This is a genomic window from Haemophilus sp. HMSC061E01 (genome assembly GCF_001810345.1).
In the GTDB taxonomy this organism is placed as follows: domain Bacteria; phylum Pseudomonadota; class Gammaproteobacteria; order Enterobacterales; family Pasteurellaceae; genus Haemophilus_D.
Map to the genome: position 1 here is coordinate 54,630 of NZ_KV801016.1, position 15,941 is coordinate 70,570.

Annotated in this window: 18 protein-coding genes; 8 read left to right on the forward strand and 10 right to left on the reverse strand. The window is 35.4% G+C overall.

Features of this window, described 5'->3' with window-relative positions; translation table 11 throughout:
* Window positions 1–268, reverse strand: a 268-nt coding sequence (locus tag HMPREF2732_RS08690; RefSeq protein WP_148129051.1) for a contact-dependent growth inhibition system immunity protein, incomplete at its 3' end; no start/stop codon positions are given.
* 273 nt (window positions 269–541) lie between these two features.
* On the opposite strand from HMPREF2732_RS08690, the gene HMPREF2732_RS08695 reads away from it, so the two are divergent.
* On the forward strand, window positions 542–1,000 hold the full coding sequence (locus HMPREF2732_RS08695) for a hypothetical protein (protein WP_070592550.1): 459 nt from the start codon (window positions 542–544) through the stop codon (window positions 998–1,000).
* A gap of 27 nt (window positions 1,001–1,027) precedes the next feature.
* Here HMPREF2732_RS08695 and HMPREF2732_RS08700 read toward each other — a convergent pair whose 3' ends face one another.
* Window positions 1,028–1,450, reverse strand: coding sequence for a hypothetical protein (locus HMPREF2732_RS08700; RefSeq protein ID WP_070592551.1), 423 nt, complete (start codon window positions 1,448–1,450; stop codon window positions 1,028–1,030).
* 4 nt (window positions 1,451–1,454) lie between these two features.
* A complete protein-coding gene (locus HMPREF2732_RS08705) occupies window positions 1,455–2,492 on the reverse strand; it encodes an IS1595 family transposase (RefSeq protein WP_070592552.1) in 1,038 nt (345 codons plus the stop codon).
* Window positions 2,493–2,623: 131 nt separating this feature from the next.
* On the opposite strand from HMPREF2732_RS08705, the gene HMPREF2732_RS08710 reads away from it, so the two are divergent.
* On the forward strand, window positions 2,624–2,962 hold the full coding sequence (locus HMPREF2732_RS08710; protein WP_070583652.1) for a helix-turn-helix domain-containing protein: 339 nt from the start codon (window positions 2,624–2,626) through the stop codon (window positions 2,960–2,962).
* Between the two features lie 43 nt (window positions 2,963–3,005).
* Here the strand turns inward: HMPREF2732_RS08710 and HMPREF2732_RS08715 are convergent, their stop codons facing one another.
* From HMPREF2732_RS08715 to HMPREF2732_RS08725, 3 genes are all read right to left on the reverse strand, one after another.
* On the reverse strand, window positions 3,006–4,355 hold the full coding sequence (locus HMPREF2732_RS08715; RefSeq protein WP_070583650.1) for an AAA family ATPase: 1,350 nt from the start codon (window positions 4,353–4,355) through the stop codon (window positions 3,006–3,008).
* Window positions 4,352–5,317, reverse strand: coding sequence for a reverse transcriptase domain-containing protein (locus HMPREF2732_RS08720; protein WP_083304379.1), 966 nt, complete (start codon window positions 5,315–5,317; stop codon window positions 4,352–4,354). The genes HMPREF2732_RS08715 and HMPREF2732_RS08720 overlap by 4 nt, the downstream gene beginning before the upstream one ends.
* Window positions 5,318–5,572: 255 nt before the next feature.
* Window positions 5,573–5,989, reverse strand: coding sequence for a helix-turn-helix domain-containing protein (locus tag HMPREF2732_RS08725; protein WP_070583648.1), 417 nt, complete (start codon window positions 5,987–5,989; stop codon window positions 5,573–5,575).
* Between the two features lie 166 nt (window positions 5,990–6,155).
* Between HMPREF2732_RS08725 and HMPREF2732_RS08730 the strand changes: the two genes are divergently transcribed.
* The 5 genes from HMPREF2732_RS08730 (at window position 6,156) to HMPREF2732_RS08750 (ending at window position 9,891) form a co-directional block, all read left to right on the forward strand.
* The gene (locus HMPREF2732_RS08730) at window positions 6,156–6,596 is read left to right on the forward strand and encodes a hypothetical protein (RefSeq protein WP_070592553.1); all 441 of its coding nucleotides are present in this window, start codon (window positions 6,156–6,158) and stop codon (window positions 6,594–6,596) included.
* Between the two features lie 9 nt (window positions 6,597–6,605).
* A complete protein-coding gene (locus HMPREF2732_RS08735; protein WP_070592555.1) occupies window positions 6,606–7,139 on the forward strand; it encodes a hypothetical protein in 534 nt (177 codons plus the stop codon).
* Between the two features lie 20 nt (window positions 7,140–7,159).
* The gene (locus HMPREF2732_RS08740; protein WP_070592556.1) at window positions 7,160–7,942 is read left to right on the forward strand and encodes a DUF4013 domain-containing protein; all 783 of its coding nucleotides are present in this window, start codon (window positions 7,160–7,162) and stop codon (window positions 7,940–7,942) included.
* Between the two features lie 11 nt (window positions 7,943–7,953).
* Complete coding sequence (locus tag HMPREF2732_RS08745; protein ID WP_049367240.1) at window positions 7,954–8,346, forward strand: DUF805 domain-containing protein; 393 nt, start codon at window positions 7,954–7,956, stop codon at window positions 8,344–8,346.
* Window positions 8,347–8,754: 408 nt separating this feature from the next.
* Window positions 8,755–9,891: an IS1595 family transposase gene (locus HMPREF2732_RS08750; protein ID WP_070592557.1), complete on the forward strand. Its 1,137-nt coding sequence runs from the start codon at window positions 8,755–8,757 to the stop codon at window positions 9,889–9,891.
* A gap of 288 nt (window positions 9,892–10,179) precedes the next feature.
* Here HMPREF2732_RS08750 and HMPREF2732_RS08755 read toward each other — a convergent pair whose 3' ends face one another.
* On the reverse strand, window positions 10,180–10,563 hold the full coding sequence (locus HMPREF2732_RS08755; RefSeq protein WP_049362435.1) for a hypothetical protein: 384 nt from the start codon (window positions 10,561–10,563) through the stop codon (window positions 10,180–10,182).
* 102 nt (window positions 10,564–10,665) lie between these two features.
* The gene (locus HMPREF2732_RS08760) at window positions 10,666–12,978 is read right to left on the reverse strand and encodes a Tex family protein (RefSeq protein ID WP_070592558.1); all 2,313 of its coding nucleotides are present in this window, start codon (window positions 12,976–12,978) and stop codon (window positions 10,666–10,668) included.
* 106 nt (window positions 12,979–13,084) lie between these two features.
* On the opposite strand from HMPREF2732_RS08760, the gene greB reads away from it, so the two are divergent.
* Entirely contained in the window at window positions 13,085–13,561 is a 477-nt protein-coding gene (gene greB, locus HMPREF2732_RS08765; RefSeq protein WP_070592559.1) for a transcription elongation factor GreB, read from the forward strand.
* A gap of 64 nt (window positions 13,562–13,625) precedes the next feature.
* Here the strand turns inward: greB and deoD are convergent, their stop codons facing one another.
* Together deoD and HMPREF2732_RS08775 are read right to left on the reverse strand one after the other, a co-directional pair.
* Window positions 13,626–14,342 (reverse strand): purine-nucleoside phosphorylase, encoded by a 717-nt coding sequence (gene deoD / locus HMPREF2732_RS08770; RefSeq protein ID WP_070592560.1) that lies wholly within the window; start codon window positions 14,340–14,342, stop codon window positions 13,626–13,628.
* Between the two features lie 128 nt (window positions 14,343–14,470).
* Window positions 14,471–15,718, reverse strand: coding sequence for a NupC/NupG family nucleoside CNT transporter (locus HMPREF2732_RS08775; RefSeq protein ID WP_049369746.1), 1,248 nt, complete (start codon window positions 15,716–15,718; stop codon window positions 14,471–14,473).
* Between the last annotated feature and the right edge of the window lie 223 nt (window positions 15,719–15,941).

Here is a 15,941-nt window from a genome sequence, read left to right on the forward strand (position 1 = left end):
AGCGTTTTTTCATCTCTTCCTCAAGTCTTTTTTGTAACCCCTTCATTTTCTCAGAATTAAAAATAGCTTGAAATTCCTGGAGGGATACTTCTCTGCTTTCATCAAGTTTTTCTCTAACCAACTTTCCAAAATATGAATCTGTAATATCAACTTGATTAAAAATAAAATCTTGATCTGGATCTGTCATTCCAATCATCCCTCTAATAATAGAGGTCACTAATAAGAATTCATTATTTACTATAACTGAAACAGTTTTTGGTTTATTCATATCAATTTACCTTATTAACAATAATATTAGTTCCTTTCGATCTAGTATACATTAAACAATTACCTAATTTACCACTTTGACTTGTTATGCTATCTATAGTGATATTTCTACAGAAAAATGAATGTGAAATTATAAGGTTTACTTAGAATAATCATCTTTGGAAACAAAAGTGCGGTCAAAATTTCCGGTATTATGTAGCAGTTGCACAAAGATTTAATTTGTTGTTTCTGCTACATTTTCTTATCTTTTATGTACGAAAGGTAAGAATAGTCAATGACAAAACAAAAATCAACTTTGGAAAATGCGCTTGAAGAAGCGATTGAAGAAATTGAAACCGAAAAGAAAGAAATTGCAGCGCAAATCAAGCAACTCCATAAAGAATTAAAGGATCTTGATCGGAAGATTTCAGACTATCGTGTGGCATTAAATCACGCAAAAGGTCGGGAAGAACCGCCTTTACCTTCAAACCCCAAATTTAGAAATCTTCGTTTCCAAACTTCGCCTCAACAGTTGATTGCTCAGGTACTAAAACAAGAGCCTTCAAAATGGTTAAGTGTGAAGGAGATTACATATCAGGCGATGAAGTTAGATGGGCAAGAGATTGAAGAAGTCATACCGTATAAACAATCACAAACGATTGCTTGTACATTAAACTATTTAAAGTATAAATCGTTAGTGGAAAAATGCTTAATAGATAACTCACAACATTGGCGATTGAGAACACTTGAGTAAGGATAGTAAATAGCGGTAGAAATACCGCTATTTTTGTTTCCATTGCCAGTGAACCTCATTTCGGCTGATTTGAACCCTATTAATCCATTCTCTTTTATAAAACTCATTCAGTTGTTTACGAACAGAATCAAGGTGCTTTGCAGATGGCGTGTCAGGATTTAGTTCAATATCAAAAATGCGTTGCGTGAGTTCAGCTATTGTAAAGGCTTTATTGGGTGCTTCTCGCATCATTTGTACGATGTATTTACGAATTTTCCCTTTAAAGAGCTTATATTTGGAACGGTACACAAAGTTGTCCGTATTATAAAGGGCTACATCACTTTCCTGTTGAGTAAGCTCAATAGCACGTTTTAATGTGGCAATGTTCGCATCAAGTAACGCAAGATGATGTAATACCTGTTTACGTTCAAACTCAAATTCTTTGAGCTTCTTATCTAAGTTATATGCCATATATCTACTGCCAAATCACTTCTTGATGAATAATTTTACGTTGCCAATAACCGCACCATTCATTGTTATCGTTGGTGGTTTTCAAACATCGGCTTAATACATCAATAAACTGCACTTTATTTGAGGTACGGCGATTGTCCTCACGGTACGCAATTTCATTAGCATAGTTAAGCAGGTATTCATTACTAATTCGGTGAACTTGTCCGTAATACATACGTTTGAAACGACTAAATAGACTTTCTGCCTGATTGTTTGTTACACCTAAGTCACTGCGATATTCTTCTTTATGGTTTACAGTTCTCAAGTTATAGTAAGGCAACAAGACATCATAAGCCGTGCTTTCATCGGTGTTAATTTGCGTATTCGGTTTAATGAATTTATCGGCAAAATTTTTCACTACCGATTGCGATTCTGTATGCGCCACAAAAACGTGAGAGCGTTTTGCCCCACAATGCAGCGCATTACTGGCTTTTTCTTCTGGCGAATAATGCTCACGTGCAACCATGACACAACGTTTATCAGGATTCTGATTTTCTTTTAAACGATAGTCAATGCGGTCAGATTTCTTATTTGCTTTACGTGGTGCAGGATGAACATAAGTACCGTCCATATCCACTACACCTGAAAGGGGTTTCATATCACGACTTTCCAGTAATGCCTTGCGGAATTTATGTGATAAAACAAATGCCGTGCGAGGATTAAGTTTTGCATTACGTGCTAATTGAAGGGATGATAAGCCTTTGACGGCATTAACCCATTCCATTAAAGCATAGAGATAAACCTTGATCGGTTTCTTGCGATTAGCAAAAATGGTGCCAGAAGTGATACTAAAAGTGTGATTACAATGTTTGCAGCGCCATTGTTTACGTGTAGAAATATAATAAGGCTTGTGTTGTACCCCACATTTAGGGCAAGTGATGAACTCTTTTCCACCCCATCTTAATTCACAAAGCAAATCATACGCTTCTTCTTCCGAGAGTTGTGCAATCTCGTAGGAAGAAAGCGTGCGAGCTTTGCTAGAAAGTAAGAAATGCTGAGTCATCGTCTTGTTTAAAATTTATGTTAATAGAGATTTTAAATATGCTCAAACGTGATAAAATGCGTTTAAACCGAAAACAAATATACGCTCATTTGCGTAATTTGTCAATTGTAAATTGAAAATGGAACGCTCAAATGTGCATATCAGAAAGATTAAGACAAGTTTGTGAAGCTAAAAATTGGAAAATTACAGATTTTGCAGATCGGGCAGGAATAGCTTATCGTACGATGCAAGGTTATATCGGTGGTGAACGTGAACCCAATGCAGAAGGAATGACAGGCATTGCTAAAGCAGGAGTAAATTTGAATTGGCTCGTGAGTGGCGAAGGTAAAATGTTTATTTCAGATGTTGCTCAAAATGATTTTCTTCCTGATGAAATTAGTTTGATAGGGAAATATCGCGTAATTACTGATTCTAGTAAACGAATTTTGCAAAGAGTAGCTCAAATTTTATATGATGAATCAGTAAGTTAATAAATAAGCGAGCTTATCCTAAACTCGCTTTTCAATAATTATTTTAACATTTTAGGAAATTTAATATTTTATCTTTTACATCTTCGATTTCGGATGGCCAGTCTCTCTCAATTATTTCAATAATAGACAAATATTCAAATCCAGTATTAATCAAAAGTTCATAATACACTTTAGGATTCTTTAAGTTTTCTGGGTAAACAAAATTAGAAGGAAGATTATATTTTTTCTCATTGCCCTTACATTTTCTTAGTAATTCTTTCTCTACGCTATCAAAAGGAATATGTAGTATTCTATTTTTTAGCTTAACTGTTTTCTTATCTCCATCAAGAATAGCTATAACATCCTTTTTATCTTTATTCAAAATACTAAACCTTGAACCTTGTAGAAAATCTTTTACCTCTTCTGCACCACCAATATAAAGTGTTCTGATTTTCTTTTCAGGGTATTCTCCTTTTAAGGAGTCTAATAAATATTGGATATATTTTTCTAGTACAATATCTTCAACAATAATGTATTTATCATACTCTTGAAACCCAAACATTTCTCCAGCAACAAATCCATATGATGTTTCAATAATTCTCATTTTTCCATTATCGTTTGATAAGTAATAAATGGGAGTTCGAAATTCATTATATAGCGTTTTCATAATTACAAGAGAATGAGAAGTAAAAATAATTTTCTTATGATATTTATTGCATAAATTATTTAGCTCTCTCACTAAATTAACTTGAGTTGAAGCATCCAATGAAATATCAATCTCGTCAATAATAACAATATCTTGCTCTTCAGATGAGAGCATCTTATATATATTTATTATGAAATATTCCCCTGAACTAAAATAGTCCTCTCGAATATACCCGCCATCTTTATTAGTCAAGAAATAATATTTTTTACCTTTAATTTCAACTTTTTTAAGCTCATTAAACTTACTACTATTGGGATAAATTTTATTTAAAAATTCGATAATATCTTCATCTTTACTATATTGATTTTTAAGATAAATCTCTCTGAGATCACGATCAATTTTTGATAAGGTTGGGTATGTAGTAAAACGGTTACCAAATGGTATTGGTAACTCGATGCATAATTTTGATTTGATTATATTTCTTGTATTTAAATACTGAATGTTATTATCATAATAATAATTTAAACATTCAAATTCAGTACCATTCTTATGAATAGATATGGAGATGGTAGTATCTTTATCTATGGATAAAGATTTATTTTCCTTAAATACATCAATATCTTGTGTTAGATACATTGATTTAATAATGCTTGTTTTACCTACTCCATTTTTCCCCACGATACAGATAATATTTCTATCTGTCATATCTAACTTAATTATTCCATTTTCTATATGTTGTAGTTTATTTATATTTATAAACATTTTCATAAATTAACCTTGAGAATTTCTTTTATTGTTGATAATCCATATTTTCTAGCTAATTTTTGTAGATAGTCAGGTTCTATATTTATTGCATAAGAAATATTTCCAGCTAATTTTCTTTTAGCTGATAGTTCATTGTCACTAAAATAATCTATAAATTTTAATCTATCTTTTGTGAAAAAATATATTCCCACCTCAATTTCATCTTTTATTTTTCTATCTACACTAATTTCTTGATTGTTAATTGTTAATCCAAGTATTTTTATTTTATTCTTTTTAGTAAAAATTTTTGTCTTAGAATTATTTAAATAAAACGGACTATACTCTTGTTGTAAGATAGACTTAATATTACTTGTTATATAATCTTTGTCTATGTCATCATTAGATGAAATAATAATATCATCTGAATATCTTGTGTAAATAAAGTTATTGTTATTACAAAAAGACTTTATATTTATATCATATTTTCTCATAATATAATTACTAATAAAAGGAGATGTAGGAAAACCAATAGGTAACTTATCATCGATAGTTACTAAGCTTAATATTTTATCTAAATAAAACATCAAGTTTTCTTGATCTAAATACGATAATTTTGAAATATCTTGATGAAGATTTTCTTTTATTAAAGAAGTTGATATGGATGGGAAAAAGTTTATTATATCTGTTTTATAAAAAAAATTGCTATTTACATGCGGTAATAAGCAATCCTTAACATTAATGCCTTTTCTATAGGCAAAGGCTACATCATTTTCTATTGGAAGACTTTTGAATATAAAATGAGATAAAAACGACAAAATTAATTTTAGCTCATCATTAGGAATATATATATCTTTTTGATCCTTACAGATCTTATAATAACTCTTTTCTATGGATATATTTTCAAAAATATCAAATGAAACTTTTTTATTAAAATAAGATTCAAAAAGAAATTTTAAATTAGGCTTTCTATCTTTCATTTTTTTCATTAAAAAGGACAATAAGTAACCACCTATTGCCCTTTTTAATCCAATTAAAATTATAATCTCTTTAGAACTAGCTTATCTTCTTATATAAGAACAGGATTCCTGTCTAAAAACAAGCTCGTTCAATAATACATTAAAAAAACATACTTGTCAATAAATAGTAAATTTCATGCGTTAGATTATCGTACTATCTTTATACGCCCAAGCTAGTCATACATTTACTATGCTCCTAAAGCTTATAAGATAAAGCATAAAAAACTATTGAGCATCTATGGGAGAGAATTTTACATTAAGTAGTTCTTTTAATGTATTAAGCTCTCTATCTTTCTGTTCAAGCAACTTATTCAACAAAACCTCCTTCTCAGCTGCATGAGAAAGTGCTGATTTCAATCTTTCAACCTCAATCAATAACGAAACTTCGCCTACACCTTGATACACAGCACCTTGTGGCGATTCAATTTGAAAACAGATATTCCTACCATCTGATTGCATTAACTCAATTACATCAATGTCAAATACTTGTGCAATTTGTTCGAGTTTGTCTAGGTAAATTTTACTTTCACCACGCTCAATTTTAGCATAGCCATTTAACGACATATTCAGCTTTTCTGCCATCTGTTCTTGCGACCAATCCTTTGCTTCTCGGAACTTCCGAATCTTCTCATTGACACTCATTTTGTACCTGTAAAATTTCTTGAATACCCACTGCTAGTGGTAGTTGATAGAGATTGCCAGTTGCTACAGCGAAACAACCAAATTATGTATTATAGCTAGGTTTAATGCGGGTTCTTACTGAAAATTTCCCTAAATTTCTTATGTTAATCATTATAGGTTTTTTATTATGAATAAGCTACTTCTATCTTTATCTACAGTATTCGTATCTATAAACGTTTTCGCTTTGTCACCTTTAGAGCAAGCTAAAGTAGATACCGTTGCAAAGGTCTATCAAACCAATGATTTAGAACGCTACTCAACAAAAGAGTTTGCAGATTTGCAAATAAAAGCAACAGATATTCATAACGAAAATGAGTATGAATACGGCGGAACATGCCTTTCCGAATTTTGGATCTATGGAATGGTGAGAAATCAAGTTGAAGTAAAACCTATCATAAAAATTATTAAGGAACAGGTAAATGTCACTCTAAAAAGTAAGAAGAAAACCATTGATTTAATCTATCAACTGGAATGTGAAAACAACCAATGCTTAGTATCGGATGTAATTACTGAACAAGGGCATAGTTACAAGAAAAGCTTGGCTTCTTGCATCAAGAAATATCAATAAGGAAATGTTATGAGAAAAATATTTAAGGTAGTAATGCTAACCTTATCATTAACTTCTTGTGCAGAAGTTACAGAGGGACTTCGAGATATTTCACAAGGTACATTTGTGAAGAAAAGAGTTGGCAATCCATTTAGAACGGAGCAAACCACTGATTCATCTTTATATAACAGTTTGGTTAATCTATCTCAAGGTAAAGCAGTAGGTTCATCTATAAAGATGGAAACATCTGATCTTATGTTCTTCAAGGCATTAAACCATAATACTTTAATTCAAGAAAATGAAGTAAATTATGACTACGACCAAGTCGAATTATTAAGTAGTGAATTAAAACGCCATAAAATCTTTGTTAAAGAGAGTAAAGCAGGTGAAAAATGTTCATCTCCTTTATCAAATAATCAAGGATACACATCATCAACTTACGAATTTATGATTAATGGTAAAAAACTATATATCCTTCAATATGGAAGTGTTTGTGGAAGTTGTTTATATAAACCCATTGTAATTACCAAGAATCAGCCTTGCAAAGTCCTCAATACTCTTTAAATTTTAGGTATAACACGAGAATGTTTAAAAATTTGCTTAAAGAATATCAAGAAGGATACGTATATCTCTTTTCTGATAGAAGTTTCTATAAGAAGCTTTGGATTATTCCTTTATTACTATTTTTCCCATTTATAAAGTATCCATTCGGCATAATATTTATTAAAGGATGGCAGGTTCAGATGGTTGAAGATATTATGCTAGATAAGCCGTTGCAATCATTACAAATAAAGAAAATAGTTCTGAAAGGGTTACAAATAACAGGAGTTACGATTATATATTGGATGGTTCCAACAGCTTTTTGTTATTTATTAGGACTAAAAGGTATTCTAGGATTGTTCTTAGATATACTAGAATTTATACAAGGCGGATTAACAGGCTATCTTACGGATTACATTGAGGATTATATTGCAACATTATTTATCTACTTTATATGGGGCATGATCTCAAATCCAATTCTTCAATGTGGAATCATTAGATATGCATTAACTGGAAAATGGTTAGAATTATTAAATATACCGAAAAACATCTTATTCCTAATGGCTAATTTACATAATTTCTTAAAGTTTTATGTTTTTTATCTAGTCACAGTATTGCTTTTAATAATCCTTGATTCGTTATTATTATTTATAGCGTTTCCTATTGAGATTTTGTTGCTACCATTTTTACTTGTTCTCTATTATGGTTCAGTTTCGCATGAGTTAGGGCATCTAGCAAAAAATGCATTTCTCAAGCAGGTTAATAGGAAAAAAGATTTAACTGCTGATAATCCAACAGATTATATTGAAAATAAACGTTCACATTAAGAGGATTAGTTATGATTGAAAAATCGTTATTTACATACTTTATTGAAGCATTTACTAAAAACTATGCAAACTTTAAAGGGCGTGCTAGACGAAAAGAGTATTGGGGATTTACTTTATTTTATGCGTTAATATTCGCTATTTTAGGTGCTTTTGCTTTTACAGGTATTGGAGTAATACTTTTTTTAGTAGTTTTTGTTGTTACCTTACCACCTTCAATATCCCTAACAGTCCGTAGATTACACGATATAAATTTATCGGGTTGGTTTACTTTATATATGTTAATTATGCTAATTCCTGTTATTGGTGAAGCGATTGCAATCATCATTTCAATCGTCATCGGAGTTGTGCAAGGTAGTGCCGAATCGAATAAATTTGGCGAAAATCCTGTAATATCGAATAAATAATTACGGACACTAGCGATAACAAATAATAGATGAAAGCAACTTCGTGAGGAATTGCTTTTTTTATTTGACGAAAAATTTTCAAAGGACTATATTTACACTAATTTGCAGGGAAAACTTACTACAAATTATATAATTAGCCAAGGAATACAACTTTATTCAATCACCAATTAATACACATTAACAGGTGTGTAGCGAATGTTTAGGTGGCAGCAAATTTCATCTTGTAAATTTCCTGTTTTAACAATCGCAATTTCACTCATTTTAAATGAGCCTTCCACAAGTTCCTTGTGGGTAACGGTATTCGAGGCATAAACGCTTTGAGCCGACTTGAAATTTTCAAGTGGGCGATTTTTTATGTCTGGCGTTTAGCAAATCTCGAATGCCTTGTACTACACAAGGAAATTCGCAATGGCTCAACATTATTTACTTTCAAGCAAATCCAAAAACATCAATTTAAAAGATATTTTACGCCTTACAGAAGAAGATGCTTTTTACCTTTTAAAAACTCACCGTTGGGGAAACCCTGATAATGTTCGTGATGTATGCTGTCCGCATTGTGGTATTCGCCACGAAGCCTATTTCCTTTCTTCTCGTAAACGTTGGTGTTGTAAACATTGCAAACGCCATTTTTATATTACAACAAATACAGCCTTTGCCTTTCATAAAGTTGATTTAGTCGATATTCTTGCTGTCATCTTAATGATGGTAAATAGCTCAAAAGGCATTAGTGCGATTGATGTTAGTCGTCATCTTAATTTGAACTACAAAACGGCATTTGTACTTTGTGGGAAAGTTCGCGAAGCCTTATTTAAAACACGCGATTTAAGTCCATTGTCAGGCGAAATTCACGAAGATGGAATGTTGATCAACTTTACCCTGCGCCCAACTAATTTCCGTAAAAACAATTATAAACAACGTCAAAAAGCCGATGAGAAAGGTCGCAAATATCCTAAATTTAGAGCGACTAAACGTTGTCTATTCGCTATTACACAACGTGCTGCAAATGATAGTAATATATCTGGAGCAAATCGTACCATTGTCGCAATGGATTACACCGAAAATGCTGATACTGTTTTTGCATTAAATCAACGCTTTGTCAAAGCAGGCAGTGATATTATGTGTGATGAAAACCCTGCTTATAAAAGTCTTGATTTTCATTACACCCGTTGGTCGGTGAATCATCAAGAGGCTTATAGTGCGAAAGGTGTAAATAATAACCTTGCGGAATCCTTCAATGCAAGAATGCGTGATTTAATGCGTGGCACACATCATAAAGTCGATAATAAATATGCCTTGCACTATGCTAATCAAGCCGCATTCTTTTCAGATAACCGTCGAGAATCTAACGGGAAACTTTTTGAAGATGTCCTCAAACGTTGTTTATGGGTTCTGCCATTCAAAGAATGGGTTGGCTATTGGCAGGGTAATCATCGCGAAGGTGAGCTTCTCGGTATGAAAGCCTTTGCACCTAACGAAATTTCATCACAATACTTTAAGCGACTTGAAGAACAAACTGCATGCGATGAAATTCTGATGGCAGCATAGAATCGTATAGGCGTTAATAGACTTAGATAGAATTATATAGAAAGAAATAGCTTACCTGAATAAAGGTTGAGCGGAATAGTTACGCCTTGAGTTTGAAAAAATGGAAAATTGATGTGAAAAATTGCGAGGTTGAAGTTAGAATTTGAGGTAAAAGAAATACCTTTCACAATTTTCATTCGGAAAGGCATTCAAATTTATGCGGTAAATTAGTCAATTTTCGGACTTTGTGCAACTGCTACATAATACCGAAAATTTCTTATGTTTTTGACCGCACTTTTATTTTATCAATCAACTATACTGCTGCCGATACTTCTCTAAATTATCTTGAAAATGCTGAATGTAGTATTCGATATCTTTTTCTGGGTAGCCAAGAATTCGGCCGATTTCACGTTCCACTTTGGGATCAAAACCATTCACAGTGCTTGCAGGAAGTAGCACTTCCATTTGTTCAGCGAGTGCAAGAGATTGAGGTAAATAGACAATAAAATCGGTTAAGCAAACATCATTTACATGACGTTGCACTGTTTTTGAATGAAGCATTCCTAGCTCAAGATAAGGGAGAAAGGCGTCAGGAATGCCGAGTTCCTGATTGAATAATGCCACTTGCTTTTCGCCCCTTAACATTAATTCCAGCTCCTTGCCTTCATGCGGCCCAAGAATACCTTTTTCCATAAGAATATTCCTTTCGTTGAAATAAAAAAGGGGATTGGATGATTGACCAGATCCCCTTCATTGTACGCCTATTTGGCCACAATGTTCATCTAAATGACGAAATTATTTTTTCCAATTTTTCAACGCATCGGCAAAGGCATTACCCATTGCACTATTTCCTCTAGGATTACGATCTTGGCGAGGTGCATTACTTCTTGGTTTTGCACTTAAAGTGCGGTCAGATTTGCCGTCATTTTTGACCGCACTTTCATCTAATCGCATCGTCAACGCAATACGTTTACGCGGCACATCTACTTCTAATACTTTCACTTTCACGATATCGCCGGTTTTCACCACTTGATGTGGATCTTCAACGAATTTATCGCTTAATGATGAAATGTGTACTAAACCGTCTTGGTGAACACCAATATCCACAAATGCACCGAAGTTAGTCACATTGGTGACGGTACCTTCTAAAATCATACCTGGTTTTAAATCAGTGATTTCTTCCACGCCTTCTGCGAATACGGCAGTTTTAAACTCACCACGCGGATCGCGCCCCGGTTTTTCTAGTTCTTTGAAAATATCTTGAACCGTTGGTAAACCAAATTGCTCATCAATGAATTGTTTTGCATCAAGCTGACGTACCACTCCCGCATTGCCCATTAAATCTTGGATAGATTGTGCTGTCGCTTGCAAGATTTTTTCGACCACAGGATAAGCTTCTGGGTGAACACCCGAAGCATCAAGTGGATTTTTCCCACCTGCAATACGCATAAAGCCTGCACATTGCTCAAAGGCTTTTGGCCCTAAACGAGGCACTTTTTTCAATTCTGCACGGCTTTCAAAACGACCATTTTCATCACGATATTCCACAATGTTTTGCGCTAAAGTTTTCGTCATCCCTGCCACGCGAGCAAGCAATGGCGCGGATGCTGTATTCAAATCCACACCCACCGCGTTTACACAGTCTTCCACCACCGCATCGAGTTTACGCGCAAGTTGGGTTTGATTTACATCATGTTGATATTGCCCTACACCAATGGCTTTCGGTTCGATTTTCACTAATTCCGCCAATGGATCTTGTAAACGACGGGCGATAGATACTGCACCACGTAAAGAGACATCTAAATTCGGGAATTCATTTGCCGCAAATTCAGAGGCGGAATAAACGGATGCGCCCGCTTCACTCACCACAACGGTTTGAGGTTTATTTTCTTTGATTTCTTTAATCACTTCTTTCGCAAAACGTTCGGTTTCACGAGAAGCGGTACCGTTACCAATGGCAATTAACTCTACGTTGTGTTTGCGGATCAAGCTGAAAATCGCCACTTGCGCTTCGGCTTCACGACCCGTGTGTGGATAAATGGTGGTGGTATCTAATAATTTACCTGTGTTATCTACTACGGCGACTTTAACCCCTGTACGTAAGCCAGGGTCCAAGCCCATGGTACTTTTCGCGCCAGCAGGTGCAGCCATTAAAAGTGCGGTCAGATTTCGGGCAAAAACATCAATGGCCTCTTCTTCCGCTTTTTCACGTAAACTTGCCATTAATTCCGTTTCTAAATGCAACGAAACTTTGATTTTCCATGTCCACGCAATCACTTGCTCACGCCATTTATCTGCAGGCTGCCCCGTGAAACGGACATCTAAATAATCACGAATAATTTCTTCACAATAACTTTGACGACTTCCCTCTTCTGCCTCAGGATCCGCATTTAAGCTTAATTGTAAAATGCCCTCATTACGTCCACGGAACATGGCTAATGCACGGTGAGAAGGCACATTTTTCAATAATTCTTGGTGATCGAAATAATCTTGGAATTTTGCGCCTTCTGTTTCTTTGCCTTCTATCACTTTAGATACGATAACGGCATTTTTTGCTAAATAATCACGAACTTTCGCTAATAAACCCGCATCTTCAGCAAAACGCTCCATTAAAATATAGCGTGCGCCATCAAGCGCGACTTTGGTGTCTGTTACGCCTTTATCAGCATTTACAAATTCAGCGGCTGCCGTTTCAGGATTATTCTTCGGCTCGTTCCAAAGTAAATCAGCCAATGGTTCAAGACCGGCTTCAATCGCAATTTGCCCTTTGGTGCGACGTTTTGGTTTGTATGGTAAATACAAATCTTCTAATTCAGTTTTACTTTGTGTCGCCTGGATTTTGTCACGTAATTCATCGGTCAATTTCCCTTGCTCTTCAATAGATTTCAAAATGGTTTGACGACGATCTTCTAATTCACGTAAATAAATTAAACGGGTTTCAAAATGACGAAGTTGAGTGTCATCCAAGCCACCTGTTGCTTCTTTACGATAACGGGCGATAAATGGAATGGTATTACCATCATCTAATAATTGAATGGCCGCGAGGATTTGTTGGGGTTGAACGGTTAATTCTGCCGCAATAATTTGGCTAATTTGTTGATTTAACATTGTCATACTTCTTTGTTATTAAAGGATTCAAGAAAAACAGGAATAGAATACTGGTTTTAGACAACAGGCTCAAATATAATTCAAAAAATTTTCTTTTATTTTTATTATGGCAAAATCAAATTACATTACCCGTCAAGGCTGGCTTGCGCTTGACCAAGAACTTAAATTTTTGTGGAAAGAAGAACGCCCAAAAGTTACCCAAGCGGTTTCAGATGCCGCGGCGCTTGGTGACCGCAGTGAAAACGCAGAATATATTTACGGCAAACGTCGCTTACGTGAAATTGATCGCCGAGTGCGTTTTCTTTCCAAACGATTAGAAGTGCTACAAATCGTGGATTACAGCCCAAAACAAGAAGGCAAAGTATTTTTCGGTGCATGGGTTGAGCTAGAAGATGAAGAGGGTGAAGTGAAGCAATATCGCCTTGTCGGCTGCGATGAATTCGATCCCGCTAAAAACTGGATCTCCATTGATTCTCCCGTCGCACGTGCTTTAATCGGGAAAGGCGTTGACGATGAAATCCATGTGGAAACACCCTCTGGCAAAGTCGTGCTCTATGTAAACCGAATTTGGTATGAAAAATAGCAAGCATAGAAAACAAAAGAGCGGTCAAATTGACCGCTCTTTTTTATTTTATCAATCGGATAAATTATGCTTTATCACCAATTAATACGGACTCTAACGCAATTTCAATCATATCATTGAAGGTTAATTGACGTTCTTCTGCAGTAGTTTGTTCGTGTGTACGAATATGGTCTGAAACGGTACAGATACAAAGTGCTTTTGCACCATATTCTGCGGCTACGCCATAGATACCCGCCGCTTCCATTTCTACGCCCAAGATACCGTATTTTTCCATCACATCAAACATTTCGAAATCTGGCGTGTAGAATAGGTCTGCAGAGAAAATATTCCCTACGCGAACTTGCTTACCTTTTTCTTTCGCAGCTTGAACCGCTGCTTGTGCCATATCAAAATCAGCAATTGCAGCAAAATCGTTATCTTTGAAACGGATACGGTTTACTTTTGAATCAGTACATGCGCCAAGACCGATGATAACATCACGTACTTTAACGTCCATACGTACGGCACCACAAGAACCAACACGGATGATTTTTTTCACGCCGTATTCAGTAATTAATTCTTTCGCATAAATTGAGCAAGATGGGATACCCATACCGTGACCCATAATAGAGATACGACGACCTTTATAAGTACCGGTATAACCCAACATATTGCGAACATTGGTCACTTCTTTCGCATCTTCTAAGAATGTCTCTGCAATGTATTTTGCACGAAGCGGATCGCCTGGCATTAATACAACATCTGCAAATGCGCCTTCAGGAGCGTTAATATGTGGAGTCATTGTTTTTTCCTCTTGTTGATAAATAAAAAGTCATTTAAGCAAACGTTTTCGCTTGCTTTAAAGTACAACACCACGAATGATTCGTGGTGTTGAGAGATAAAGTGCGGTCAAAATTCACCACATTTTAATTACATTGCTACGCCGCTTAACTCGATGAATAAACCTGCGATAGTCGCACTCATTAAGTTAGCTAATGTACCCGCTACAACTGCTTTTAAACCTAAACGAGCCACATCACCACGACGATTTGGTGCCATACCACCGATACCGCCGATTAAGATTGCGATAGAGCTGAAGTTAGCAAAACCACATAATGCGAAAGTAATAATTGCTTTAGTTTTTTCACTTAATACAACTGCTGTATCTGGTTGTAAGTATTTCGCGAACTCTAAGTAACCTACGAATTCATTTACGGCTAATTTCATACCAATCATTTGACCGGCGATGGCAGATTCATCCCAAGATACACCGATTAAGTAAGCTAATGGTTTGAAGATCCAACCAAAGATTGATTGTAATGTTAAATCACCGTAACCGAACCAGCCGCCTACACCACCTAAAATACCATTAACTAAAGCAATTAAACCCACGAACGCGATTAACATCGCACCTACGTTTAACGCTAATTGCATACCTGCACTCGCACCACCTGCCATTGCTTCAAGCACGTTGGTTGGTTTTTCGCTATCATCCGTTTCAGGTTGTTTATCGTTAAATTGTTCAGTTTGTGGGAATAAAATTTTCGCAAATAATAAACCTGCTGGTGCAGCCATGAAAGATGCTGCGATTAAGTAAGTCAACGGCACGCCCATTCCTGCATAACCTGCCATGACTGAGCCCGCGATAGAAGCTGTACCACCCGCCATAATAGCGAACAATTCAGATTGGGTCATATTTTTAATGTAAGGACGAACTACTAAAGGTGCTTCAGTTTGACCAACGAAGATATTCGCTGCCGCAGACATTGATTCTGCTTTAGATGTACCTAATGCCGCTTGCAATGCACCACCGATCACTTTGATGACCACTTGCATGATGCCTAAATAGTAAAGCACCGAAATTAAACCAGAGAAAAAGACGATGATTGGTAACACTTTCACCGCAAAGATAAAGCCGGCATTTGAAGGATCTGCTAAGCCACCAAAGACGAAGTTAATCCCTTCATTACCATAAGCGATAACATTTGATACACCATTTGCTGTCGCTTGCAATGCATCACGACCAAACGGCACATACAAAATAAGGGCCGCAAATCCGATTTGGATCGCCAAAGCCCCTAATACAGTACGTAAATTAATCGCCTTACGATTATTTGAAAATAATACGGCAATGATCAGTAATACGACAATGCCTAAAACGCTACCTAAAATACCCATTTTTTTCCCCTAGGTTGGTTAGATAAGTAAGTGAATAAAATTGTCCTATTCTACTTGTTTTTCGGTAAAAAGTCGGAATATTTTTGCTACTTTTCGGTATGTTTGCTTATAAAATGGTCACAATTTTGGTCAGACCACAAGATTTCGCATAGTTTTCAAGCGCTTGAGTCTGCTCAACGGTTGGAACATAAGGGGTGAGTCCTTCGGTATCTCGTGCACCTTT